At 61.3% G+C, this 21170-nt stretch carries 25 protein-coding genes; 10 read left to right on the top strand and 15 right to left on the bottom strand.

Annotated elements, in window-relative coordinates; all coding sequences use genetic code 11:
- Position 1: 1 nt before the first annotated feature.
- Complete coding sequence (locus AC2YI2_RS04170; RefSeq protein WP_487385155.1) at positions 2-946, bottom strand: AEC family transporter; 945 nt, start codon at positions 944-946, stop codon at positions 2-4.
- Between the two features lie 153 nt (positions 947-1099).
- On the opposite strand from AC2YI2_RS04170, the gene AC2YI2_RS04165 reads away from it, so the two are divergent.
- Together AC2YI2_RS04165 and AC2YI2_RS04160 are read left to right on the top strand one after the other, a co-directional pair.
- Positions 1100-1549: a PaaI family thioesterase gene (locus AC2YI2_RS04165; RefSeq protein WP_487385154.1), complete on the top strand. Its 450-nt coding sequence runs from the start codon at positions 1100-1102 to the stop codon at positions 1547-1549.
- Positions 1546-2196, top strand: a complete 651-nt coding sequence (locus AC2YI2_RS04160; RefSeq protein WP_487385153.1) for a 5'-methylthioadenosine/S-adenosylhomocysteine nucleosidase — start codon at positions 1546-1548, stop codon at positions 2194-2196. The genes AC2YI2_RS04165 and AC2YI2_RS04160 overlap by 4 nt, the downstream gene beginning before the upstream one ends.
- Here the strand turns inward: AC2YI2_RS04160 and AC2YI2_RS04155 are convergent.
- On the bottom strand, positions 2185-2520 hold the full coding sequence (locus tag AC2YI2_RS04155; RefSeq protein ID WP_487385152.1) for a hypothetical protein: 336 nt from the start codon (positions 2518-2520) through the stop codon (positions 2185-2187). The two genes, AC2YI2_RS04160 and AC2YI2_RS04155, sit on opposite strands and share 12 nt — an antisense overlap.
- 72 nt (positions 2521-2592) lie before the next feature.
- Here AC2YI2_RS04155 and AC2YI2_RS04150 point away from each other — a divergent pair, with 72 nt between their 5' ends.
- Both AC2YI2_RS04150 and guaA read left to right on the top strand, forming a co-directional pair.
- On the top strand, positions 2593-3039 hold the full coding sequence (locus AC2YI2_RS04150) for a MarR family winged helix-turn-helix transcriptional regulator (RefSeq protein ID WP_487385151.1): 447 nt from the start codon (positions 2593-2595) through the stop codon (positions 3037-3039).
- 27 nt (positions 3040-3066) lie between these two features.
- Positions 3067-4644 (top strand): glutamine-hydrolyzing GMP synthase, encoded by a 1578-nt coding sequence (gene guaA, locus AC2YI2_RS04145; protein ID WP_487385150.1) that lies wholly within the window; start codon positions 3067-3069, stop codon positions 4642-4644.
- A gap of 580 nt (positions 4645-5224) precedes the next feature.
- Here guaA and AC2YI2_RS04140 read toward each other — a convergent pair.
- Positions 5225-5350, bottom strand: coding sequence for a hypothetical protein (locus tag AC2YI2_RS04140; protein WP_487385149.1), 126 nt, complete (start codon positions 5348-5350; stop codon positions 5225-5227).
- A gap of 16 nt (positions 5351-5366) precedes the next feature.
- Positions 5367-5984 (bottom strand): TetR/AcrR family transcriptional regulator, encoded by a 618-nt coding sequence (locus AC2YI2_RS04135; protein WP_487385148.1) that lies wholly within the window; start codon positions 5982-5984, stop codon positions 5367-5369.
- Positions 5985-6539: 555 nt separating this feature from the next.
- On the opposite strand from AC2YI2_RS04135, the gene AC2YI2_RS04130 reads away from it, so the two are divergent.
- The 3 genes from AC2YI2_RS04130 (at position 6540) to AC2YI2_RS04120 (ending at position 8897) form a co-directional block, all read left to right on the top strand.
- Positions 6540-7523, top strand: a complete 984-nt coding sequence (locus AC2YI2_RS04130) for an MBL fold metallo-hydrolase (RefSeq protein WP_487385147.1) — start codon at positions 6540-6542, stop codon at positions 7521-7523.
- Positions 7524-7531: 8 nt separating this feature from the next.
- A complete protein-coding gene (locus AC2YI2_RS04125; protein WP_487385146.1) occupies positions 7532-8425 on the top strand; it encodes an alpha/beta hydrolase in 894 nt (297 codons plus the stop codon).
- A 61-nt stretch (positions 8426-8486) separates the two neighbouring features.
- Entirely contained in the window at positions 8487-8897 is a 411-nt protein-coding gene (locus tag AC2YI2_RS04120) for a hypothetical protein (protein WP_487385145.1), read from the top strand.
- A 212-nt stretch (positions 8898-9109) separates the two neighbouring features.
- Here the strand turns inward: AC2YI2_RS04120 and AC2YI2_RS04115 are convergent, their stop codons facing one another.
- From AC2YI2_RS04115 to AC2YI2_RS04070, 10 genes are all read right to left on the bottom strand, one after another.
- The gene (locus tag AC2YI2_RS04115) at positions 9110-9859 is read right to left on the bottom strand and encodes an SDR family NAD(P)-dependent oxidoreductase (protein ID WP_487385144.1); all 750 of its coding nucleotides are present in this window, start codon (positions 9857-9859) and stop codon (positions 9110-9112) included.
- Positions 9860-9881: 22 nt separating this feature from the next.
- Positions 9882-10850: a branched-chain amino acid ABC transporter permease gene (locus tag AC2YI2_RS04110; RefSeq protein WP_487385143.1), complete on the bottom strand. Its 969-nt coding sequence runs from the start codon at positions 10848-10850 to the stop codon at positions 9882-9884.
- Positions 10851-10864: 14 nt separating this feature from the next.
- A complete protein-coding gene (locus AC2YI2_RS04105) occupies positions 10865-11743 on the bottom strand; it encodes a branched-chain amino acid ABC transporter permease (protein ID WP_487385142.1) in 879 nt (292 codons plus the stop codon).
- Positions 11740-12450, bottom strand: a complete 711-nt coding sequence (locus tag AC2YI2_RS04100) for an ABC transporter ATP-binding protein (RefSeq protein WP_487385141.1) — start codon at positions 12448-12450, stop codon at positions 11740-11742. Before AC2YI2_RS04100 ends, AC2YI2_RS04105 begins: the two co-directional genes overlap by 4 nt.
- Entirely contained in the window at positions 12431-13168 is a 738-nt protein-coding gene (locus AC2YI2_RS04095; protein WP_487385140.1) for an ABC transporter ATP-binding protein, read from the bottom strand. Before AC2YI2_RS04095 ends, AC2YI2_RS04100 begins: the two co-directional genes overlap by 20 nt.
- Positions 13169-13234: 66 nt before the next feature.
- Complete coding sequence (locus AC2YI2_RS04090; protein WP_487385139.1) at positions 13235-14533, bottom strand: ABC transporter substrate-binding protein; 1299 nt, start codon at positions 14531-14533, stop codon at positions 13235-13237.
- A 91-nt stretch (positions 14534-14624) separates the two neighbouring features.
- Positions 14625-15068 (bottom strand): carboxymuconolactone decarboxylase family protein, encoded by a 444-nt coding sequence (locus AC2YI2_RS04085; RefSeq protein WP_487385138.1) that lies wholly within the window; start codon positions 15066-15068, stop codon positions 14625-14627.
- Between the two features lie 8 nt (positions 15069-15076).
- On the bottom strand, positions 15077-15832 hold the full coding sequence (locus tag AC2YI2_RS04080) for an SDR family NAD(P)-dependent oxidoreductase (protein WP_487385137.1): 756 nt from the start codon (positions 15830-15832) through the stop codon (positions 15077-15079).
- 74 nt (positions 15833-15906) lie between these two features.
- The gene (locus tag AC2YI2_RS04075) at positions 15907-16692 is read right to left on the bottom strand and encodes an SDR family NAD(P)-dependent oxidoreductase (protein ID WP_487385136.1); all 786 of its coding nucleotides are present in this window, start codon (positions 16690-16692) and stop codon (positions 15907-15909) included.
- A 9-nt stretch (positions 16693-16701) separates the two neighbouring features.
- On the bottom strand, positions 16702-17886 hold the full coding sequence (locus tag AC2YI2_RS04070; protein WP_487385135.1) for a serine hydrolase domain-containing protein: 1185 nt from the start codon (positions 17884-17886) through the stop codon (positions 16702-16704).
- Positions 17887-18142: 256 nt separating this feature from the next.
- Between AC2YI2_RS04070 and AC2YI2_RS04065 the strand changes: the two genes are divergently transcribed.
- Entirely contained in the window at positions 18143-18829 is a 687-nt protein-coding gene (locus tag AC2YI2_RS04065) for a GntR family transcriptional regulator (protein WP_487385134.1), read from the top strand.
- A gap of 5 nt (positions 18830-18834) precedes the next feature.
- On the opposite strand, the gene AC2YI2_RS04060 is transcribed toward AC2YI2_RS04065, so the two are convergent.
- On the bottom strand, positions 18835-19638 hold the full coding sequence (locus tag AC2YI2_RS04060; protein WP_487385133.1) for an N-acyl homoserine lactonase family protein: 804 nt from the start codon (positions 19636-19638) through the stop codon (positions 18835-18837).
- A 137-nt stretch (positions 19639-19775) separates the two neighbouring features.
- On the opposite strand from AC2YI2_RS04060, the gene AC2YI2_RS04055 reads away from it, so the two are divergent.
- Entirely contained in the window at positions 19776-20702 is a 927-nt protein-coding gene (locus AC2YI2_RS04055) for an NAD(P)-dependent oxidoreductase (RefSeq protein WP_487385132.1), read from the top strand.
- Between the two features lie 8 nt (positions 20703-20710).
- The gene (locus tag AC2YI2_RS04050) at positions 20711-21055 is read left to right on the top strand and encodes a hypothetical protein (RefSeq protein ID WP_487385131.1); all 345 of its coding nucleotides are present in this window, start codon (positions 20711-20713) and stop codon (positions 21053-21055) included.
- The last annotated feature ends 115 nt before the right edge of the window (positions 21056-21170 follow it).

Here is a 21170-nt window from a genome sequence, read left to right as displayed (position 1 = left end):
GCTAGCCCATCACCCAGGCCCAGAACATCACGCTGACCACCCCAAGGGCTGTGGTCGTCGTGATTGTGGTCGCGGCAAGGCTTTCCGCCGTACGGAATTGAGCAGCAATCAGCCAGGCATTGACGCCGGTGGGCACTGCAGCCGTGAGCACCAGCGCAGCCTGCCAGTCGGTGCTGAGACCAAGAAGGTGCGAGAAGATCATGACGCAGAGCGGCAGAAGGAAGAGCTTCAGGACCGTCGCGACCGACGCCATCTTCATATTGCCGCCTGTCCCATAGCGCCGCATGGCCATGCCGAGCGAGACCAGCGCCGCCGGCCCCGCGATCGCTGACAACTGATCCGCCACCAGTTTCGGCACGCCTGTGAGCGGAATGCCGGACAGGTTGAGCGCAATGCCGCCCAGCACGCCGAAGACGAGCGGATTGCGGCTGAGATTGAGGCCGAGATAGCGCAGCAGCTCGAACCAGCCGACCGGCGCCTTGCCGATATCCCGCCGTTCGGCGCGTTCGATCAACAGGGAACTTGCGATCATCATCACAGGCAGGTGGATGGCGATGAGGATCGAGATCGCCACCAGCCCCTCATTGCCGACAGTGCGTTCCACCAGCGGCAGGCCGACAAAGACCGTATTGGCAAAAGCGGAGGAGACGCCGGTTACGGTCGCCGTGCGCTGGTCGGCGTGGAAAAGCTTCGAGGCGACCAGATGCCCGACGGTCCAGGTCACGGCGACGCCACTGAAATAGGCGATCCAGAGCCGTACCGGGAAGGCGCCATGGAACTCCGCCTGCGCCAGCGTCCTGAAAATCAGCACCGGGACGGCGAGCTTGAAGACGAATTCGGAGAGTGCGATTCCAGCCTCGGGCTTCAGATATTGGGTGGCGACGATGAGCCAACCGATGAAGATCATCAGGAAGACGGGTAGGACATTCTGTGCGACGTCGAGCATGGAACCGTCATAATCCCTTCAGGCGTTACCGCAAGTCGATGTGGTTGATGGCAGTACCATGATGGAAAATATCTCCGGATTGACGCGGCGAAATCTTGTGAAGCGCGGCCGCGAGTGGCAGTTTCGCATCTGCGAAAGGACTCACGCAATCCCATGGCCAGCGAACAGGAACACGATTTCAGGGAGCGTATCCGGGCCTCCTTCGGACGACAGGGCGCGATGACGCTCATCGGCGCCGAACTGACCCGCATCCATCATGGTACGGTGGAGATCGAACTCTCGAACCGGCCGGAACTGACCCAGCAGCATGGCTTCCTGCATGCTGGCGTGATCGCCGCCGCGCTCGACAGCGCCTGTACCTATGCCGCCTATACGATGATCGATCCCGATGTCTCGATCCTCACCATCGAATTCAAGGTCAACCTTATGTCGCCGGGCAAGGGTGATCGCTTCCTGTTTCGGGGCGAGATCACCAAGCCGGGCTCCAATATCATCGTTGCCGACGGCAAAGCCTATGCGATCGGCGATGGTCCGGCCAAGCTGATCGCCTCGATGACCGGCACCAAGATGGCACTGCGTGGCCGGGAGGATATCAGGGGATGACCGACAGGCTGAAAAATGTCGCCGGCAAGTCGGTGCTCTATGTCATGGCGGCCGACGCGGAATACGGCCCGCATCTCAAGGCGCTCTTCACGCCTGTCATGACCGGCGTCGGTCCGGTCGAGGCTGCGGTATCGCTGACCCGGGCGCTCTCGGAATTCACACTCGATGGCCGCAAGCCCGACCTCGTCGTCTGCCTGGGCTCGGCCGGCTCGGCAAAGCTCGAACAGGCCGAGGTCTACCAGATCACCTCGGTCGCCTATCGTGACATGGACGCGTCCGCCTTCGGTTTCCCCAAGGGCACGACCCCCTTCCTCGATCTTCCGGCAGTCGTGTCGTTGCCGATCCGCATTCCCGGCGTGAAGGAGGCGACGCTCTCCACTGGCGCCAATGTGGTCTCAGGCAACGCCTATCAGGCGATCGAGGCCGACTTGGTCGAGATGGAGACCTTCGCCATCCTTCGCGCCTGCATGAGCTTCGGCATTCCGCTGATCGGCCTGCGCGGAGTGTCGGACGGCAAGGCCGAAGTGCATCACATCGACGATTGGACGGAATATCTCCATGTCATCGACGAGAAACTGGCCGAAGCCGTCCGGGCGCTGGAACAGGCGATCGCCGGCGGACAGCTCACGGGGTTCTCAGCCGGGTAGGTTGGCGCTGTTGCCGAAGGCGATCGACTTGACCGCTCCGCGGTCATTGCCCTCGGCATCGACATAGCCGATCCGACCGGGAGTGGCCTTCAGAGTCCAGGTCGCTGCCGGGCCGCCGCGCCATTCTATGGCATAGCCGTCATCGAGCAGCGACCAGTCGCCGGTCATGACAACGCCGTCGGGCCGTCGCATATGGGCGAGGCGATCGGTTTCGTAATAGATCGTTGCCTGCCGGCCTTCGCCCATGTCGATTTCGTGGGTGGCGTTGACCATCAGGGCGGCGAGGACAGGTTTTTCGAGGGTGATCATGATCGTGCCTTTCATCTCAGGACGTCTGCGATATAGTCAAGTACATTGACTAAATGCCCATCTAGCTGAAACCGAGAATTAGTCAAGATGCTTGACGATGAATATCCCGACCATATCGGCTGGCTGCTCTGGCGCGCGAGCCAGGACTGGAACGTGGAATTCGTCGAGCGCATGCAGACCGCAGGGCACAGCTGGTTCACGGCCGCGCGCTCGACCCTGATGGGTCACATCGCCCTTAAGGGCACCAAGCAGGGGCTGCTGGTCGATCGGATCGGCATTTCCAAGCAGGCGGTGCAGCAGCTGATCGACGGGCTGGAGGCCGATGGCATCCTCGAGCGCGTCGCCGACCCCGACGACAAGCGCGGTCGCATCGTTCGACTGACGGACGCGGGCAGGGCGGCGATGAAGGACGCGAACCGCATCAAGCTCGAGATCGAGGCCGGCTACCGCGCCCGCATCGGCGACGACGAATTCGCCCGCCTTTCCGAACTGCTGGGAAAACTGCGGCGAAGCGGTGGAAACCCCGTTGCCTAACCGCCCGTCCTTCTTTATAGGCCCGACATGACCCAGATAGCGCATCCCGACAGCATCCTCATCATCGATTTCGGCAGCCAGGTGACGCAGCTGATCGCGCGCCGCATCCGTGAAGCCGGGGTCTATTGCGAAATCCATCCCTTCCAGAACGCTGGCGACGCCTTCGAAAAGATGCAGCCGAAAGGCGTGATCTTCTCGGGCGGCCCCGCTTCGGTGACGACGGAAGGCAGCCCCCGGGCGCCGCAGGCGGTGTTTGACAGCGGTGTTCCGATCCTCGGCATCTGCTACGGCCAGCAGACGCTCGCCACCCAGCTCGGCGGTACGGTCGAAGGCGGGCATGCCGCGGAGTTCGGTCGTGCCGATGTCGAGATCAAGAAGGCGAGCCCGCTCTTCGCAGGCTTCTGGGATGTCGGCGGCCACTATCCGGTCTGGATGAGCCACGGCGACCGCGTCACCAAGCTGCCTGAAGGCTTCGAAGTCATCGCCACCTCGGAGAACGCGCCCTTCGCCATCGCGGCGGATGAGAAGCGCCGCTACTACACGACCATGTTCCACCCCGAAGTGGTGCATACGCCCGACGGCGCCAAGTTGCTCTCCAATTTCGTGCACGGCATTGTCGGCCTGAAATCCGACTGGACCATGTCGGCCTATCGCGCCGAGATGATCCGCAAGATCCGCGACCAGGTCGGCAACGGGCGCGTCCTCTGCGCCCTCTCCGGCGGCGTCGATTCCTCCGTGGCCGCGATCCTCATCCATGAGGCAATCGGCGACCAGCTGACCTGCGTCTATGTCGACCACGGCCTGATGCGGATGGGTGAGAGCGAGCAGGTCGTCGGCATGTTCCGCGACCACTACAATATCCCGCTCGTCCATGTGGATGCAGCGGACCTGTTCCTGGGCCAGCTCGACGGCGTCTCGGATCCGGAAGTCAAGCGCAAGACGATCGGCCGCCTCTTCATCGAAGTCTTCGAAGCCGAAGCCGCCAAGATCGCCGCGGACGGCAAGGGCGCGCCGAAATTCCTCGCCCAGGGCACGCTTTACCCTGACGTCATCGAAAGCGTCTCCTTCTCCGGCGGCCCGTCGGTGACGATCAAGTCGCACCACAATGTCGGCGGCCTGCCCGAGCGGATGAACATGCAGCTTGTCGAGCCGCTGCGCGAACTCTTCAAGGACGAGGTCCGCGCGCTCGGCCGCGAACTCGGCCTGCCCGACAGCTTCATCGGTCGCCACCCCTTCCCCGGTCCCGGCCTCGCCATCCGTTGCCCTGGCGTGATCACCCGCGAAAAGCTCGACATCCTGCGCAAGGCCGATGCGATCTATCTCGACGAAATCCGCAAGGCCGGCCTCTACGACACGATCTGGCAGGCTTTCGCCGTGCTGCTCCCGGTCCAGACCGTCGGCGTCATGGGCGATTACCGCACCTACGACTTCGTCTGCGCGCTCCGCGCCGTCACCTCGGTCGACGGCATGACCGCGGATTTCTACCCCTACGACATGAACTTCCTCGGCCGCGCCGCCACCCGGATCATCAACGAGGTGCGGGGAATCAACCGCGTCGTCTACGACGTGACCAGCAAGCCGCCGAGCACAATCGAGTGGGAGTAGGCGGGCAGACGGCGGCAATAGCGTAGTTTCAATGGTTTTCGCCGTCATGAAGTTGATTTGCCGTCTATCTCACTTCCGCTGAGCAGACGCCTTCCGTGTCTGACTCGCAAACCCGTTCCGCGCCCGTTTTCGTGCTAGGTTACGTCGCATCAAACTGCCGGCATGCTGGCTTGCTCTAGGGTTGAATAGCACTAGGGCCGTCTGCTTTGCGCCCGCATCATGGTCGTTCACGAGGTTACCGTCAGTTTCCGAAAGCGGACCTTGCGCTGATCACCCCCTCTTCAAGAAGCAGGTTGCCGTCGCAGTCGCCAAAAGCTTGTCGTCGGAGGACTTCAATGTGCGTTCCGAAGTTGCGATGTTTCGGGAGAGGTAAACGGAGTTAGCCTCTGCGACCAATTCCTCATCGGCGGTACCGGTCGCAACATTTTCACCTGCAGGTCGATGGTGCCGCAACCAACGCCGGCCTCCAGGGGCGAATGGACCGCGCAACCCGTCACAGAATCCAGCACGGTTGCGGCGAATCCGCCGTGGACGCCACCAAATGGATTGAGATGCCGTTGGTCGGCACGTGCCGACATTTTCACATGCCAACATCGACCGTTATGAACGACATGGGGGTCGTTTCCGTCATCGACGCCCGTGCCAACTGGCCCGCCGCTGCGGCGCGCAGCAATTCAAGGCCCGTCATTTGCAGGGGATTCATCATTTCCCTCATGCTCCATTCAGACGAGAAGCGATCCGAAGATGACTTCAGTGAATTCTTGCAGCGGCACGTCACTCTTCTCCACCCGCATCCGCAGCATGGCGCCTTCCCAACTGTTCAAGAGGAACTGAGCGAGCAACGCTGCTGGCAGCTGATTGCTGATTGCACCCGTGGCCTGTGCTTCGGAAATGCACTCTGCAAAGAGGCCGCTCCAGGTCCTGAAATGCACAGCGAGCCGGTCGCGAATTGAAGCGCTGTGATCCGCGATTTCGAGGCTTAAGTTCCCAAGCATGCAGCCTCGCACATAACCGGCCGCCTGAAAGTCACGAGTTCTCTCGCTAAAATAACTCTGCAATCGCTCTAGCGGCGGGATATCGCGATTGCCAAGGAGTGCGCGCAGTTCAACAAGGCCTTTGTCGAAATAGAAGTCGACCACTTCTTTTCCGAAAGCTTCCTTGCTTTCGAAGTGGTTGTAGAAGGAGCCCTTGGGCACTTCGGCAGCGTCAACGACGTCCTTGATTCCTGTTGCGGTGTATCCCGACTCGTGGAGTATTCGCACTCCAACGCGGATCAGGTTGTCCCGTAAGTGTGGCCTCGGCTTCGGTCCACGGCGAGCAGGGGTTGTTTGCGGTTCCATCTTCTTAAAACCTCAGCACAAAAAATACGACCGGTCGTCTTAAAATGTGGTGAAGGTAAGGGGGTGTCAAGGTCAGTCGAACCGACTGGCGGGGCAACCTCTTTGCCAATAGCGCTTATCGGCCTTGACAAATATAAGACGACCGGTCATATATTAATTCAGCCAGCCGGGGTGGCCTGTTGAAAACTCTGCTCTGGCCTTGGTTTCGCGTCGTGGGCGCGGTGATTGCTTGCAAAGGATTCGTCGGATGTCCTCACCCCACATTGGCTCCCGTGAATTGGCCCATCGCGTGGTGATGGTGCCGTTGACCCGCATGCGTGCCGGCCCGGGAATGTTCCTAATGCACTTGCCCCTCAAGCCGAGGCGGTTGCGAAAGGTGCGCGTAGCGTGCCTGGCACAGAAGTTGAATTCCATCACGTGTTACGGCGGCAATTCGATAGTGCGGGTGGCCGGAAAGGTAGCAACAACGACATAGCACGATGAGCTGGCGTTCCGCCAAGAATTATTACGTATCTACGTACCTACATATCCTCACACACATGGTTAGGAAACACTATGAAACTCTCCACCATCACTTCGCGAACCATGCTCGCGCTGTCGCTAGTATTCGCCGGCGTCACCGTTGCTGTCGCACCGGCCCAAGCTGACGCGCCGATGCAGCACCAGCAGGTTGCGGGCTTCTATCGCACGATGATTGGCGACTATGAAGTCACCGCTCTCTATGACGGCGGCGGCGGCATTGACTCCAGCCTCCTGCACGGCGACGCAGCGCTCATCCAGTCCCTCCTGGCGCGCTCCTTCCAAGATGATCCCAAGAATGTCACGGCCTCCGTTCAGGGCTACCTCGTCAACACCGGGTCCAAGCTCGTTCTCATCGACACTGGTGCAGGCGGCCACTGGGGCGGCCCCACACTGGGCAAGCTCGTGCAGAATTTGAAGGCCTCCGGCTACGAGCCGGAGCAGGTTGACCTGGTACTGCTGACGCATCTTCACGCTGACCATGTTGGCGGGATCTACAAAAACGGGAAACGCGTCTTCCCGAACGCGACTGTGATGATGAAGAAGGCCGATGCCGACTTCTGGTTGTCGAAGGAAATCGCCGCAAAGGCGCCGGAAGAAGCAAAAGTCTTCTTTACAATGGCACAGGATGGCGCCGTGCCTTACATCGCTGCAGGCAAATGGATGCCATTCGAAGGCATGGACGAAATCGTCCCCGGCATCGCTCCCTATGCCATTCCCGGCCATACGCCCGGTCACACCGGCTACATGATTTCGTCAAAGGGTCAATCGCTGCTGGTCTGGGGCGACGTCACTCACGTCGTCGCCGTTCAGATGCCGCACCCTGAAATTGGCATCGCTTTTGACTCAGACGGCGCGACGGCCATCAAAACGCGTCAAGACCTTCTGGTGAAACTGGCTGCGGACAAGACGATGATTGCTGCCGCCCACATGCCGTTCCCTGGCCTGGGCCGTGTTCGCAAGGTCGACACCGGCGCTGGTTACGACTGGGTGCCAGCGACCTTCCAAGGCCTGGAGTGAGTTGAGCCATGAGCTATGATTCATCTTCCGTCCGCAAGCTCCGCGATGCGATGTTCGCCTTCAACCTTGCGCATCCCGTACGCACCATCGAGACGCTCCGCGCCGACATGGAGGCAATTTCACAAGCAAACCCGCCGGCGGCCGACCTTACCGTCGAGCCGACCGAACTCGGTGGCGTAGCCGCGGTGGCGATTACGGCTCCCGGCGCGTCCAAAGACCGAGTCATCTACCATTTCCACGGTGGTGGCTGGGTGGCTGGCTCTCCTGCCTCGCATTTAGGCATGCTCGGAGAGCTGTCTCGAGCGGCAAAGTCCCAGGTCATCGTCCTGGACCACTCCAAGGCGCCCGAGCACTCATTTCCGGCGTCATACGACGAGTCCATCCGCGGCTACGAAGCAGTGCGTGCGCTTGGCAAGCCTTTCGCCGTGACAGGAGACTCCAGCGGCGGTGGCATGGTTCTCAACCTTCTCGCCTACGCATCCTCGAAGGGCCACAAGGACTCGCGAGCAGCGCTACTCATTAGCCCATGGGCAGACTTAACGCTGACGCTGCCTTCGTTAACGCAACTGGCCGACCGCGACCCAATGGTCAATGCAAGCGCGATGCGGGAGATGGTAGAGGCCTATGCTTGCAACTACGATTTGAAGGACCCGCGCATCTCGCCCCTGTTCGCTGACATGCACGGTTTTCCTCCATTGCTCATCCATGTCGGAAGCGACGAAGTACTTCTCGACGACGCGCTTGAAATTGATCGAAAGGTGCGCGCGGCCGGCGGCGAGTCGCACCTTGAGGTCTGGCCGGAGATGCTGCACCTCTGGCACATTCAGACAGGCTCTTTGCCTCAGGCGCACGACGCGCTGCGGAGAGCCGGCGAGTTTCTCATCGGGCACCTTGAGAAATAGAAGTCGCAGACATGCGATCGGAAGATTGTAACGACTACTGACACCAGCCTAGGAGATTATCATGACTACTGACACCAACCAGCCGGGAACGGCATGGATGCAAATCATCAAGAAGAAAGGAACGAGCGACTTCGCGGCGTCCTTCACCGCTGACGCCAGCCTTCAGACCTCAGCCCTCAGCAAGGCCGTGGTCGGCCCGACATTCATTGGGGCGTTCTTTACCGCTACGAGTACGATGTACGAACACTTCGAATTCACCGCGGAGACGGTTGACGGTGCGAAAACTTACCTCGAATGGGATGCCATCCACGGAGGTAAGCCGATCGCCGGCACCACCATCATCACTCGGAATGAGTCTGGCCTCATCAACAACATCAAGCTTTTCCAAAGCCCGTTTGCCGTCGTTCGTGAGTTCTCGTCTGGCCTCAAGGAGCGACTCGAAGGAACACTCGGCCAGGACTTCTTTAGCTAAGCCGGGACAACAACCAACTTCATCGCCTCATTTAACCTGAACCCTTGTGAGCGCAACAAGAAGTGTCTGCTCAACTTCAGCGGTCATCCAAAACCCACCAGACAACAAACGGCCCCTGCGGAACTTGCCGGCCGACTTGGGCAAACTCGTGACAGCCGCACCGCACTTGCCAACCCGGCCATCCTCCTCCCGCACGGCAGCCTCCAGAATGTCTAATTGTGGACCCCGCCATCGATCGAATAGGCTTGTGCGGTCACATAGGCCGACTCATCCGATAGCAGGAACGTATAGAGCGGCGCGATTTCCTCAGGCGTGGACTGGCGTCCGAGCGGTACCATGGCCTTCACCAGTTTTGCCTGCGCGTCCCGTCCACCCATGAAATCGATGGCCGGATTGTTGAAGGGCGTGTCGATAAAGCCGGGGCAGATCGAGTTGACGCGAATTTTATCCGGTGCAAGCTCGAGAGCCGCAGCCGTGGTGAAGGCCATGACCGCACCCTTGGAGGCGGCATAGGCCGTGATCCCCGGCCCGCCCCGCTTGGCGGCGAGCGAGGCGGTGTTGACGATCGAGCCGCCGCCGGCCGCCTTCAGGTGCGGGATGGCAAGGCGCGTGGCAAGATAGACGCCTCTGGCATTGACCGCCATCAGGGAATCCCAGTCGGCGACCGTCGAGGCTTCGAGCGGCCCGGCTCTTTGCAGGCCGGCATTGTTCACCAGTCCGTCAAGCCCGCCGAGTTGAGCGATGGCGCCGTCGAAGAGCGACGCCATACTCGCCTCGTTCGAGACGTCGCAGGCAAGAAATTGGCAGCCGAGTTCCGCGGCCGTGCGCCGCCCGGCATCTTCGGCCCGGTCGGCGATGACCACGCCCGCACCTTCCGCCAGGGCAGCCACCGCCACCGCTCGTCCGATCCCGGTGGCGGCGCCGATGACGAGGATGCGTTTATCGAGAAGTCGTGTCACCATCTGCGGGGTCTCCAGTTTCAGTTCAAGGTCGCTGCGGCGGCAGGCGCCGTGTGGAGAAGAGGTTAAAACCCAGCCGCGGCTGCACCACGCCCCATAGTCCTCTGGAGGCGAAGAGCATGGTCACCACGGCGGCAGCGCCGAGCAGCATGAGGTAGAGGTTTCCTGTGCCGGAAAACCAGGCGCGAAGCAGGAAATAGATCGCGGTGCCGATGATCGGCCCTTCGATCGTGCCGACGCCGCCGATGATGACGATGAACAACATGATAACCATCCAGTTCGCATCGAAGGCGCCGCCTGGTTCGACGTGGAAGACCGACATGTAGTAAGTCGCCCCGGCGACACCGGCGAAACCGCCGGCGAGGACGAAGCCGAAGAAGCGTGTCCACCAGACATTGATGCCCACGGCTGCCGCCGTGCCTTCATCGTCGCGGACCGCGGCAAGCGCGAGGCCCAGCCTGCTCCGCGAGAGCCAGTAGAGGCCGAAGACGCCGAGAAAGGCGAGGATGGCCGCCGCATAAAAATTGCTGACCGCCACCAATGTACGATCCATTTCGCGCGTCGCCACCAGTGGCAACCCGCTGACCGAGCCGAGCCAATCCTTCTGCGAGATGAACAGGCGCACGATTTCGGCGATCACCCAGATGGAGATCGCGAAATAGGCGTCGCGCAGACGAAAAACGAAGGGCGAGATCAGCGCCGCGGCCGCGCCGCAGAACAAGAAGGCAACGGGCAGGAGCAGGAAGGGATTGATGCCCGTCCTGTCCGAAACAAGGAACACGAAATAGGCACCCAGTCCGATGAACAGCTGCTGTCCGAAGGACATCAGCCCGACATAGCCCGCGAGGAAATTCCAGCTCTGGGCGAAGGCGAAGACCGTGAGGATCTCGATCATCAGCCTGAGATTGCCCTCCGAGACGAGCGTCGGCATGGCTGCAAGGGCGAGGAAGCAGAGGAGAGCGAGTGTGAAGACAAGGAAAGGCCGCGTCTGCATGGGTCTCGTGGCGGTCATTTGCGGAAGAACCCCGTGCGGAAGGCGGATGACAGACCCTGGGGCGACAGGATCAGGATGATGAAGAAGACGATATGGCCGTACATCAACCCGGAAGACGGATCGATCTTCAGGGCCACGAGTTGGGTGACCCCGAGCACGATGCCGCCGATGAACATGCCCCAGAAGGAGCCGAGGCCTCCGATGACGACCACCTCGAAGGCGATCAGCAGGCGGTCGGCGCCGGCATAGGGCGTGAAGGAGCCGCGCATGGCGAGCAGCACACCTGCGACGGCCGACAGAGCCAGTGCCAGGCCCATGGCCACGGCGTAAACGCGGCGATAGTTCACGCCGAGCAGTTGCACGACCTGGAAATCGTCAGCGGTGGCCCGGATAACGCGACCCATGCGCGAAGCATTTAGCCAATATCTCAGCCCGGCAAACAGCACGATGGAGATGGCGAGGACCACGACCGGCAGCACACCGAGACGCAGGCCCAGGAAATTGAAGCCCCAGAAGCGCATGTCGCCGACATTGATCGACTGGCTGTTGGCGCCGAACCACTCGACCATGCCATTGCGCAGGACGATGGCGAGGCCGAATGTCAGCAGGATCTGCGGGATCTGGTCGTGGCCCAGAACCCTGTTGATCAGCAGCCGCTGGGCCACCATGCCGATGCCGAAGGCGATCAGGGCCACCGGAATGATGACGAGGATCGGGTGCAGCGGCGTCCAGGGATAAAGATAGAGGCCGATGAAGGCCGCGGAGACGATGAAATCGCCCTGGGCCACATTGACGACGCGCATCACGCCGAAAGCGAAGCCCAATCCGAGGCCGATCAAGGCATAAAGCCCGCCCAGCAGGATGCCGTTGACGATGGTTTCCACCCAGATCATGGACGATGCTCCGTTCCGAAATAAGCGGCTGTGATGTCCTTCATGGACAGTGCCCGCGGGTCGCCTTCGAGGCTGACGCGTCCTTCGAGCAGGCAGTAGATATACTGGGAGGCATGACAGGCCTGGGCGACGTTCTGCTCGATGATGACAACGGAAACACCGCTTTCGCGGATCGCATCGAAGCATCGGTAGATGTCGCCGATGATCTTGGGCGCAAGCCCGAGCGAGATTTCATCGCACAGCAGAAGGCGCGGATTGGTCATCAGCGCCCGGCCGATCGCCACCATCTGTTGCTGCCCGCCCGAGAGGGTTGCGGCCTGCATGCGGCGGAGTTCGCCGAGACGGGGAAACAGGTCGTAGACCGCCTTCAGAGTCCAGGGGCCGTTTCGCTCCGTGGATCCACCGACGAGAAGATTGTCCTCGACCGAGAGCGAGCCAAATAGGCGCCGGCCCTCCGGGACCATGGTGATGCCCTCACGAGCAATGAGGTCGGCGCGCATGCGGGCGACATCCGTGCCCGCGAAGGAAACGTTGCCGCGCTTGTGGGCATTGAGCCCCGTAATCGCTTGCAGCAGCGTCGACTTGCCGGCCCCGTTGGCGCCGATGATAGCGACGGTCTGGCCTTCCTCGACAGCGAGACTCACACCCCTGACGGCGTGGAAATCGCCATAGAAGACGTCGAGATTTTCAACCGACAGAAGCGGCATCGAGCATGGCTCCCATGTAGATTTCCTGCACGGCGGCGTCCGCCATCACTTCCTGCGGCAGGCCTTCGGCGATCTTGCGTCCGGTGTTGATGGCGACGATCCTGTCAGCCGCCGCCTGCAGCGCATGGGTGACATGTTCGATCCAGACAATGGCGACGTCCTTCTTGATCGAGAGGATCAGTTCGACCAGTTGGGCGACTTCGGCCTCGGTGAGGCCGCCTGCGATCTCGTCGAGAAGCAGAAGCCGCGGTGTCAAAGCCATGGCACGCGCCAGTTCGAGGCGCTTGCGGTCCAGGAGCGGCAGGGAACCCGCGGCCGTGTCGGCGCGGCCGACGAGGCCGGTTCGGTCGAGGATATCAAAGGCAAAATTGTCCGCTTCCCGCCCTTTGCGTCCGCCGCCGAACGTCGCCGCGGTCAGCACATTCTCGAATGCCGTGAGAAGGCCGAAGGGCCGTGGAACCTGATAGGTCCGGCCGATGCCGAGGCGGGTACGCTCGAATTGCGAACACGCCGTGATGTCACGGCCGTCCAAGAAGACCTTGCCGGATTGGGGCTGGATGGCTCCCGCAAGAATGTTGAAGACAGATGTCTTCCCGGCACCGTTCGGCCCGATAATGCCGAGGCATTCTGACATGTCGACCGAAAAGCTGAGGTCGTCGGCGACGACGATCGAGCCGAAGCTGCGGGTCAGACCGTCGGCATGAAGAACCGGTGCCACGGAAACCTCCTTGTTGATGCCTGGGCGGGCGCCGGAGAGCGCCCGCCCGATTCCATCCTATTCCGCTCAGCGGAATTTGGAGAGCGGCAGGAACTCCTTCTGGACCGGAACCTGCGGTGCCGTCACGTTGTTGGTGACGAAGAGTTCGTAGGGGAACTTGCTGCCCTCGGCGCTTCTGTGCCACTGCCCCATCGTCACCCAGGTATTGGCGACGGACTTCATCTTCGAGTTCTTGAAGTCGACCTTGCCGACGATCGTATCGAGATCGAGCCCGGCAATGGCGTCGCGGACCGCAGCACGGTTCTTCGGATCGCCGGATGCCTTGAGCGCGGCAAGACCGACTTCCCAGATCGCGTGATGATAGCCCATGGGCTGGGCCCATTGCCGGCCCGTCGACGCTTCATAGGCCGAGCAGAAGGCTTCGGCGTTCTCTCCGGTCAGGCTCGACTTGAAGGGAAGCTTGTTATTGAACCAGATCTCGGTCGACATGCCCGCACCGCGGTCGCCGAGCACCTCCACGCCGCTCGGGAAGACGAAGGCGGCGGCGATCGTGGCCGCTTCCAGTTCAAGGCCAGCCTGCTGCGCCTGCCCCCAGAAGGTGGCGAAATGCTGCGGGAAGACAAGGCCGGTGACGATCTTGGCGCCACCATCGCGGAAGGCCGCGACCTGGTTGGAAAAGTCGTCGACCTGCTCCTTGAACAGGCCACCCGGCACTTCCTTGAAGCCGGCACCTTGCAGCGACGCGGTCATGCCGCCGGAGAAGCCGCGGCCGAAATCATTGTCTTCGTAGAAAGTGCCGACCACCTTGTCGATGCCGGAGGCGCCCCACATGCCGATATAGTTCTTGATAATGTCGGCACCACTCCAGAAGAACAGGAAGCTCCAGGGATAGCCCTTTTCAGGGCTTGAGCCGCGCGAGGCATAGAACGGCTCCCACTGCAGGATCGTTGAAATGGCCGGCGTGCCGTTCTGGTCGCAGATCTCCAGCGCCGGGGCGGCAAGGCCGTCAGCGACCAGTAGCAAGTCGACATTTTCGCGCAGGACGAGTTCATTGCCCAGGCTGCCCATGCGGTTCGGATCCGACTGGCTGTCGCGCTGGAGGATCTCGACCGCGTAACGCTTGCCGCCGATCTCAATCCCATCCTTGAGATGAGCCTGCATCTGCTCGACCACCCAAGGAGCAGTTTCGGCAAAGTTCGACCGCATTCCGGTAAATTGGTCGATATAGCCAATCCGGATCGTATCGGCGGTCTGTGCCCGAGCGAAATAGGGCATGCCGAGCGCCGCAGTCGCGCCGCCGGCGGCAAGGCCTTTGATCACCTGCCGGCGGTTTGCAAGCAAACCGTCATTCAGAAGCTTGTTCATGTGCATTCCTCCCTCTAGTTGCGGCCATCAGGCCGCGTTGCCCAATCGATGTTCGCCTCCCCGGCGCGGGATCGATCTCGTCTCGCGCTCACTAGCCGTCATTGCCGGCAGAGAACGCGTTCATTTCCGTGAGAACTTCATTCGCGGCCTTGAAGGCATCCAAACCGGCGGGAATCCCGCAGTAGATCGTGGCATGCAGCAGAACTTCGCGAATTTCGTCGGCCGTCACACCGTTGTTGATCGCCCCACGCACATGCAGCTTGATTTCAGCGGCGCGGTTGAGCGCTGTCAGCATGGCGAGATTGAGCATGCTGCGGGTCTTGAGGTCGAGTGTGTCGCGCGACCAGGCATAGCCCCAGCACCACTCGGTGGTGATGCGCTGAAAGGCCATCATGAAATCATTGGCCGACGCCATGGACCGGTCTACATAATCCGGCCCGAGCACTTGCCGGCGCAGCGCCAGGCCGCGCGCGAACAGGTCGTCGATGCTGTCGTCATTGGTTTGGGTCTGCATCACTGCCTCGCTCTTCTGCATTGTTCTCCTCACATCGATTTGACGGAAATTCCGCCATCGACATGCAGCACCTCGCCGGTGATGAAGCCTGCGTCCGGACCAATCAGGAAGGCAATCGCCGCGGCAATCTCGCTTTCCTCGCCGAGCCTGCCGAGCGGAGTTTGAGCCCGCCTCTTTGCATAGCCTGCGTCATCAACGACGCTGCGAGCACCTGGAGTTGGGACCGCGCCGGGCGCCACGGCATTCACGCGAATGCCGCGTGCGCCGAGCTCGACGGCCATCTGCCGCGTAAGTGAAACGATCGCACCCTTGACGGCGGTATAGGCGGCAGTGTTCGCCATGCCGAGACTGGCCACGGGAGAGGCTATATTGACGACGGCACGTTGGCCCTCCGCACCATGGATCAACAGAGCTTGCACACCCCAGAAGGCGGCCTTGACGCCGACGGCCAACATCCGGTCGAGCACCTCCTCATCGACGCCCTCGACAGGTCCATAACGGATCCAGACCGCGTCATTGACAATACTTGTCAGCGGTCCGAATGCGGCCGCAAGCGTTTCGGCAGCCCTCAAGACGGCGGCGCGGTCCGCGACATCCGCGGTCAGGGCCAGCGCACGGCCGCCCTTGCCGGAGATGTGCGCCGCCGTCTCGAGCGCTGTTTCCGCCACGATGTCAACGACCCCGACGGCGGCACCCAGCGCGGCAAGCCTTTCAGCCGCCGCACGTCCGATACCCCGGCCGGCACCCGTTACCAGAACGACCTGATCGGACAATTCTCCAGTCAAAACACCCTCCCATCGAGGCCCTTGCCTCACGCATCCATTTCTTCCGGCCTTGAAGGCCGTGTTCGATTTTTTTTTCAGACCCGCACGTCTGGCACGCCCCCGTAGAGCGACCACAGCTGCGCCGCGACCGTCCCGGAATCCACGGATAATTCGATACCCGTGATCGCCGATGCCTCGTCCGACAGAAGAAACGCGATGGCGTTCGCCACCTCCTCGGGACGCACCAGGCGTCCAAGCGCCGTCTGGCGGATCATGGTTTCAGGATCGCGTTCACCGCGGGCATAGCTCGCCTCGACTGCGGGGGTGCGGGTCGGTCCCGGACAAACTGTATTGACACGGATACCCTGGCGCCCCCATGCCACCGCAAAGTTGCGCGACATGTTGATGATCCCGGCCTTGGTCGGCCCGTAGGCCTGGAGCGGCGAGGAATTGAAGGCGGTGATCGAGCCGACAGTAACGATCGCGCCGCGGCGTCTCTCTCGCATTCCACGCCCGAACGCGTTCATGGTCCGGAACGTGCCCGTCAGATTGACGCGGACGATATCGTCCCACTCCGAATAATCCTGGTCCTGGGGCGGATGCGGATTTTCAAGATGCGCCGCCACGCAGGCGAGTGCTACACACGGACCGACTTCCGTCTCGACGAATTCGGCGGCCGCCTCGATACTGGCCGCATCGCCGATATCGATCGGATGGGCGACGCAATCATATTGGCGGGCGACCGCCTCGGCCTGAACAGCGTCCCGATCGAGGACGACGACCTGCCAACCGGATTGAACCAGCCTTGCGACCAGCGCCGCGCCGATACCACCAGCCCCGCCCGTCACCGCTGCAACCTTGATCTGGCTATCGGCGCCCATCGTGACCCCTCAAATCTGCCGGTAAGCGGCTTCGATGATGCGTCGCGCACGCGGCCCGTTGTCGGGCCGGGCATGCATCTTGTTGCAGGCATAGGAAAAACCGAGCTTGGCGTCCGGATCGCCCATGCCGATCGAGCCGCCGAAACCATGATGGCCGAAGGACCGCGGATTGGGTCCCATCCAGACGGACTGTTCGGTGTTCAGCAGAATGCCGAGACCCTGGTGGTAGGCGCGCTGCTGCATCTGTTCGGTCTGGTTGTGCTGTTCCGTGATCATCCGGGCCACGGTCTCGGGTCGCATGATCGTGATATCGCCGAGCGAGCCACCCCTTGCGATGGTCCCATAAATTGTCGCCACGGATTGGGCCGTTCCATGGCCGTTGGCGCTGGCGATCTCGGACTGCCTCCAGCCCGTGGAATTCAACGTTGTGCCGATCGGCTCGTCGGGATGCTGCCGGAAGCCCTTGGCGAGCAGCGAATCCGGTTCGGCATCTTTGCGGGCAAAGAGCGTCCCCTCGACGGTCGGCATCAGTTCGGCGCAGTGATCGATATCCCGATCGGTCAAGCCACCGATGCGATAGTCGAGGCCGAGCGGCGCCACGAGCTCATCGGCGATGAATTGCGGATAGCGCTTACCGGTGATGCGGCGAACGATCTCGCCGAGGATATTGCCCTGCGTATGGATGTGATAGGCCGCCGTCGTGCCCGGCTCCCAGAGCGGTGCCTGTCGCTCCAGCGCGCCAACGATCGCGTCGCAGTCGAAAATCGCACCCCGCCAGAGCGGTTCGAGCACGACCGGCAAACCGGCCGTATGGTCGAGCACATGGCGCAAAAGCACGCCTTCCTTGCCGTTCTGTGCAAACTCCGGCCAGTAGCGCGCCACTGGCTGCTCGGGGTCCACAAGGCCGCGGTCGATGAGAATGTTGAAGGCGATGCCGGAGATACCCTTGGCGACCGACATCATGCAGACGATCGTGTCGGCCTGCCAGGATTGCTGAAAGCCAGCGTCGCGGAATCCGCCCCAGACATCGACCACTTTGCGACCGTCGATCATGAGTGCCGTGGCCGAGCCGATCTCTTCTTCGATGGCATAGTTCTCGATGAAGGCATCGACGACACCGCGGAACGCGGGATCGTAATCTCCACCGAAATGGAAGCTTCGCTCTTTGGCCGCCAAGCTCTCATTCAATTGCATGCCCAGTTGCCTCCCCCGACGCATATGGCTTTTCTAAAGATTGTATGACAGAATGTCAATACGACATAATACAGTATGGTGTCGTGTTGGCGGGCAGAGCGGAACCCGTGCGCGATCCGAACGATCGCTTTCGCGTCCGCTTGTTTTTTGACAGACAAAAATACGGTATGACAAAATGAGAATCGCTAGCGGCCCGATAGCAAACCATGATCGCCTTGCGGCCGCAGCGAGCAAACCAATAGGAACGGATTCACTCATGCAAAAGGCTTCCCAGGATCTGTCGATGCGCGTGCAAACCCTTCCTGGGCGGCGCGAACAGGTTGCGGACATGTTGCGCATGGCCATTGCATCCGGTCGCTTCCCAGCCGGGACGAGGCTTATCGAGCGCGAGCTTTGCGAGATGATGGGTGTATCGCGCACGTCGCTCCGGGAAGCCTTGCGCGAACTGCAGACCGATGGCCTCATAACGCTCCAGCCGAACAAGGGTCTAAGCGTCAGCGTCATTTCGGAGCAGACGGCCCGCTCGATCTATGAGGTGCGCGCTATGCTCGAGGGTCTCGCGGCGCGGCTTTTTGCCCGCAACGCCACACCTGATCAGATGAAAGCACTGCGCGAGAGCGTTGACGCCCTCGAGAAGGTCTATGACGACTTCTCTGCGGAAGCTTTCATCGCGAACAAGACGCGCTTCTACGACATTCTCCTCGAAGGCGCAGGCAACGAGGTCGCCGCCGACATGCTGCGCCGGATACATACCCGTGTTTCCCAGCTTCGCGCCGTGCCACTGCCCAATTCGGATCTTGCCCGCCAATCGATCCAGGAACTGCGCGAATTTCTCGACGCACTTGAGAGCCGCGATGAAGAGCGCGCCTGGCGGACCTGCATTGTCCATGTGGAAGCCGCCGCTGCCGCGGTCCTGAACTCGATTTCCGGCATCAAGGAGTGATCGGTTCAAATTTTGCGCGGTGGAAGGTCAAGACGCACCACATCGGGGAACTCCGGAGATAGCGCGGGCCACCGCAGGCGAACCTCGGGATCGTGGCCAGGTATCAGGAGTTCATCGTTTCCGCCGGCCAATTCCTCGCAGCGGGCAAATCCTTCGAGCATTTCTCCCACGTGAAAGACGAGAGGAAAAGGCGCGCGGCGAAGGCGGTTCTCGGAAAAATGGAATGCGTCCGAGGCCAGCACCAACGGACCACGTGCCGTCGAAACGCGCACGACCTGAAGCCCGCCCGTATGGCCGCCGATCCGATGCAGGGTGATGCCGGGAAAGAGCTCCGATGTGCCGTCGTGGAATCGCACGCGGCCGCCATGGACGAGCCCGACTGCCTTCAGCACGTCCCGGACATTGAACGGCGCCTGGAAGCAGGCATGGCACATCGGCCGGCCGGTGGCATAGCGCATCTCCTCGTCCTGCAGGTGGAAAATGGCATTGGGGAAAGCGTCGAGTGAGCCCGCGTGATCATAGTGAAGGTGGGTCAGCACGACATGCTCGACTTGATCGGCCGCAATCCCGATCGCGTGTAGCAGGCCGGCGGGCTCATGCAGCAGAATGCGTCCCCGCCCGGCAGCCGCTTCAGCGCCGAATCCCGTGTCGACCACGACGAGTCGACCTTCTCCCCTGATGACCCATACATAATAGTCGAGCGGCATGGCCCCAGCGTGGATATCCATGCCGGGCATGAAGTTCTCGTGCCTTGGCCGGTCGAGCGCAGTGGTGGCGTAACGAAGAGCCAAAACCTCATAATGGGGCAACTTGTATTCCTCCTCCCTCAGGCAAACGCGATCACGGCTTGAAATACCATATTGTCATGCTGTATGACAAACAGTCGTTATGACAATTCTGGCTGTGATCAGGATTTGGCTGAAGATGCCTTGACGAGGATGATGTTATGGATGGTATGCCCGCAATCGGATTTGTCGGCCTCGGTGCTATGGGACAGCCAATGGCCGCGCGAATTGCCACCAGTGGCTATTGCGTGGCGGTGAACGACGCTGACTCGACGCGAAGCACTCAAGTCGCTCAGGAAACGGGCGCCTGTGCCTGTATTTCGCCGGCCGAGGTGGCCAAGCGTTCTGACATCTTGATTACGATGTTGCCGAGCAGTGCCATCGTTCACTCGGTGCTGTTCGGAAGCGACGGCGCCATCGCAAGCCTCAAAGAAGGCGCCGTCGTTCTGGAAATGTCGAGCGGCGCGCCGGATATGACCCGCGAATTTGCCCGGCTCGCCGCCCAGCGGAAAATTCTCATGATGGACGCGCCGGTTTCGGGCGGCGTGGCGCGAGCCGCGACCGGTGAACTTGCGATCATGGTCGGTGGACCAGACGAGGGCTTCGCCGAAGCCGAACCAGTCTTGCGGGCAATGGGATCGTCGATCATCCGAACCGGCTCGGTCGGCACCGCGCATGCCATGAAAGCGCTCAACAACCTCGTCAGCGCTGGCGGCTTTCTCATCGGGATTGAAGCGCTGCTGATCGGCCAGAAGTTTGGCCTCGATCCCTCTCTCATGGTCGATGTCCTCAACGTTTCGACCGGCGTCAACAATTCGACCCAGAAGAAATTCAAGCAATTCGTCCTGTCCCGGAAATTCGATGCAGGATTCGGACTTGACCTGATGGTGAAGGATCTCGGCATTGCGCTCGGGGTCGCACGAACCACCGAAACGCCGGCTCCTTTCGCCGGACTTTGCCTGGATCTCTGGTCCGGCGCCCAGAAAGTGCTCGGCCGAGGCCAGGATCATACAGCTTTGGCCCGTTTTGCCGAGTTGCTCGCCGGAACGGAACTGGTGGTCGGCGAGGCGACGCAGAACAAAGCATAGGGATATGTATGAACGATCTGCGTGGCCCGCAGGTCGCGTTGGCGACCCTCTGGGTGTCGGGCACTCCGCCAAGCAAATGGTGTCTGCGAGCGGCGCACAGGTTCTCCATGAAAGGGGCATGGCAAAACGACGATATTCTCGTTCCTTCTCCGATAAGCACGGGCAGCCGCAGCTTCCTGGGCAGTCTTGTCGCCCCGGGACTGGTCGGCCGGTTCGCCCTGATCGTAGCTCCCGTAATGCTGGGCACAGGCCTGCCGCTGTTCTGCGAACTCACCACGCCAACGTCCCTCACGCTGGTGAGCTCGATGGCCTTTCCCGGAGCGGTGGTGGCGCAGATCTATCGGCCGGCGTGAGCCCTTCACTGAGGGTCCCGCGGCCCCACCCGCCGCCCACCGCCTTGCTGCAGCGCAATATCCCAAGATCTTAGAATTACCTCGTCCGCGCAAAGCAGGCATCATCAGTTGAGGC

The sequence above is a fragment of the Rhizobium sp. SRI_017 genome (genome assembly GCF_057586295.1).
This window is presented reverse-complemented; position numbering and strand designations above follow the sequence as displayed.

What these genes read in the sequence shown, in the direction of transcription:
- AC2YI2_RS04170 (WP_487385155.1), bottom strand. Translation starts at nt 946, where the DNA reads ATGCTCGACGTCGCACAGAATGTCCTACCCGTCTTCCTGATGATCTTC.
- AC2YI2_RS04165 (WP_487385154.1), top strand. Translation starts at nt 1,100, where the DNA reads ATGGCCAGCGAACAGGAACACGATTTCAGGGAGCGTATCCGGGCCTCC.
- AC2YI2_RS04160 (WP_487385153.1), top strand. Translation starts at nt 1,546, where the DNA reads ATGACCGACAGGCTGAAAAATGTCGCCGGCAAGTCGGTGCTCTATGTC.
- AC2YI2_RS04155 (WP_487385152.1), bottom strand. Translation starts at nt 2,520, where the DNA reads ATGAAAGGCACGATCATGATCACCCTCGAAAAACCTGTCCTCGCCGCC.
- AC2YI2_RS04150 (WP_487385151.1), top strand. Translation starts at nt 2,593, where the DNA reads ATGCTTGACGATGAATATCCCGACCATATCGGCTGGCTGCTCTGGCGC.
- guaA (WP_487385150.1), top strand. Translation starts at nt 3,067, where the DNA reads ATGACCCAGATAGCGCATCCCGACAGCATCCTCATCATCGATTTCGGC.
- AC2YI2_RS04140 (WP_487385149.1), bottom strand. Translation starts at nt 5,350, where the DNA reads ATGATGAATCCCCTGCAAATGACGGGCCTTGAATTGCTGCGCGCCGCA.
- AC2YI2_RS04135 (WP_487385148.1), bottom strand. Translation starts at nt 5,984, where the DNA reads ATGGAACCGCAAACAACCCCTGCTCGCCGTGGACCGAAGCCGAGGCCA.
- AC2YI2_RS04130 (WP_487385147.1), top strand. Translation starts at nt 6,540, where the DNA reads ATGAAACTCTCCACCATCACTTCGCGAACCATGCTCGCGCTGTCGCTA.
- AC2YI2_RS04125 (WP_487385146.1), top strand. Translation starts at nt 7,532, where the DNA reads ATGAGCTATGATTCATCTTCCGTCCGCAAGCTCCGCGATGCGATGTTC.
- AC2YI2_RS04120 (WP_487385145.1), top strand. Translation starts at nt 8,487, where the DNA reads ATGACTACTGACACCAACCAGCCGGGAACGGCATGGATGCAAATCATC.
- AC2YI2_RS04115 (WP_487385144.1), bottom strand. Translation starts at nt 9,859, where the DNA reads ATGGTGACACGACTTCTCGATAAACGCATCCTCGTCATCGGCGCCGCC.
- AC2YI2_RS04110 (WP_487385143.1), bottom strand. Translation starts at nt 10,850, where the DNA reads ATGCAGACGCGGCCTTTCCTTGTCTTCACACTCGCTCTCCTCTGCTTC.
- AC2YI2_RS04105 (WP_487385142.1), bottom strand. Translation starts at nt 11,743, where the DNA reads ATGATCTGGGTGGAAACCATCGTCAACGGCATCCTGCTGGGCGGGCTT.
- AC2YI2_RS04100 (WP_487385141.1), bottom strand. Translation starts at nt 12,450, where the DNA reads ATGCCGCTTCTGTCGGTTGAAAATCTCGACGTCTTCTATGGCGATTTC.
- AC2YI2_RS04090 (WP_487385139.1), bottom strand. Translation starts at nt 14,533, where the DNA reads ATGAACAAGCTTCTGAATGACGGTTTGCTTGCAAACCGCCGGCAGGTG.
- AC2YI2_RS04085 (WP_487385138.1), bottom strand. Translation starts at nt 15,068, where the DNA reads ATGCAGAAGAGCGAGGCAGTGATGCAGACCCAAACCAATGACGACAGC.
- AC2YI2_RS04075 (WP_487385136.1), bottom strand. Translation starts at nt 16,692, where the DNA reads ATGGGCGCCGATAGCCAGATCAAGGTTGCAGCGGTGACGGGCGGGGCT.
- AC2YI2_RS04070 (WP_487385135.1), bottom strand. Translation starts at nt 17,886, where the DNA reads ATGCAATTGAATGAGAGCTTGGCGGCCAAAGAGCGAAGCTTCCATTTC.
- AC2YI2_RS04065 (WP_487385134.1), top strand. Translation starts at nt 18,143, where the DNA reads ATGCAAAAGGCTTCCCAGGATCTGTCGATGCGCGTGCAAACCCTTCCT.
- AC2YI2_RS04055 (WP_487385132.1), top strand. Translation starts at nt 19,776, where the DNA reads ATGGATGGTATGCCCGCAATCGGATTTGTCGGCCTCGGTGCTATGGGA.
- AC2YI2_RS04050 (WP_487385131.1), top strand. Translation starts at nt 20,711, where the DNA reads ATGAACGATCTGCGTGGCCCGCAGGTCGCGTTGGCGACCCTCTGGGTG.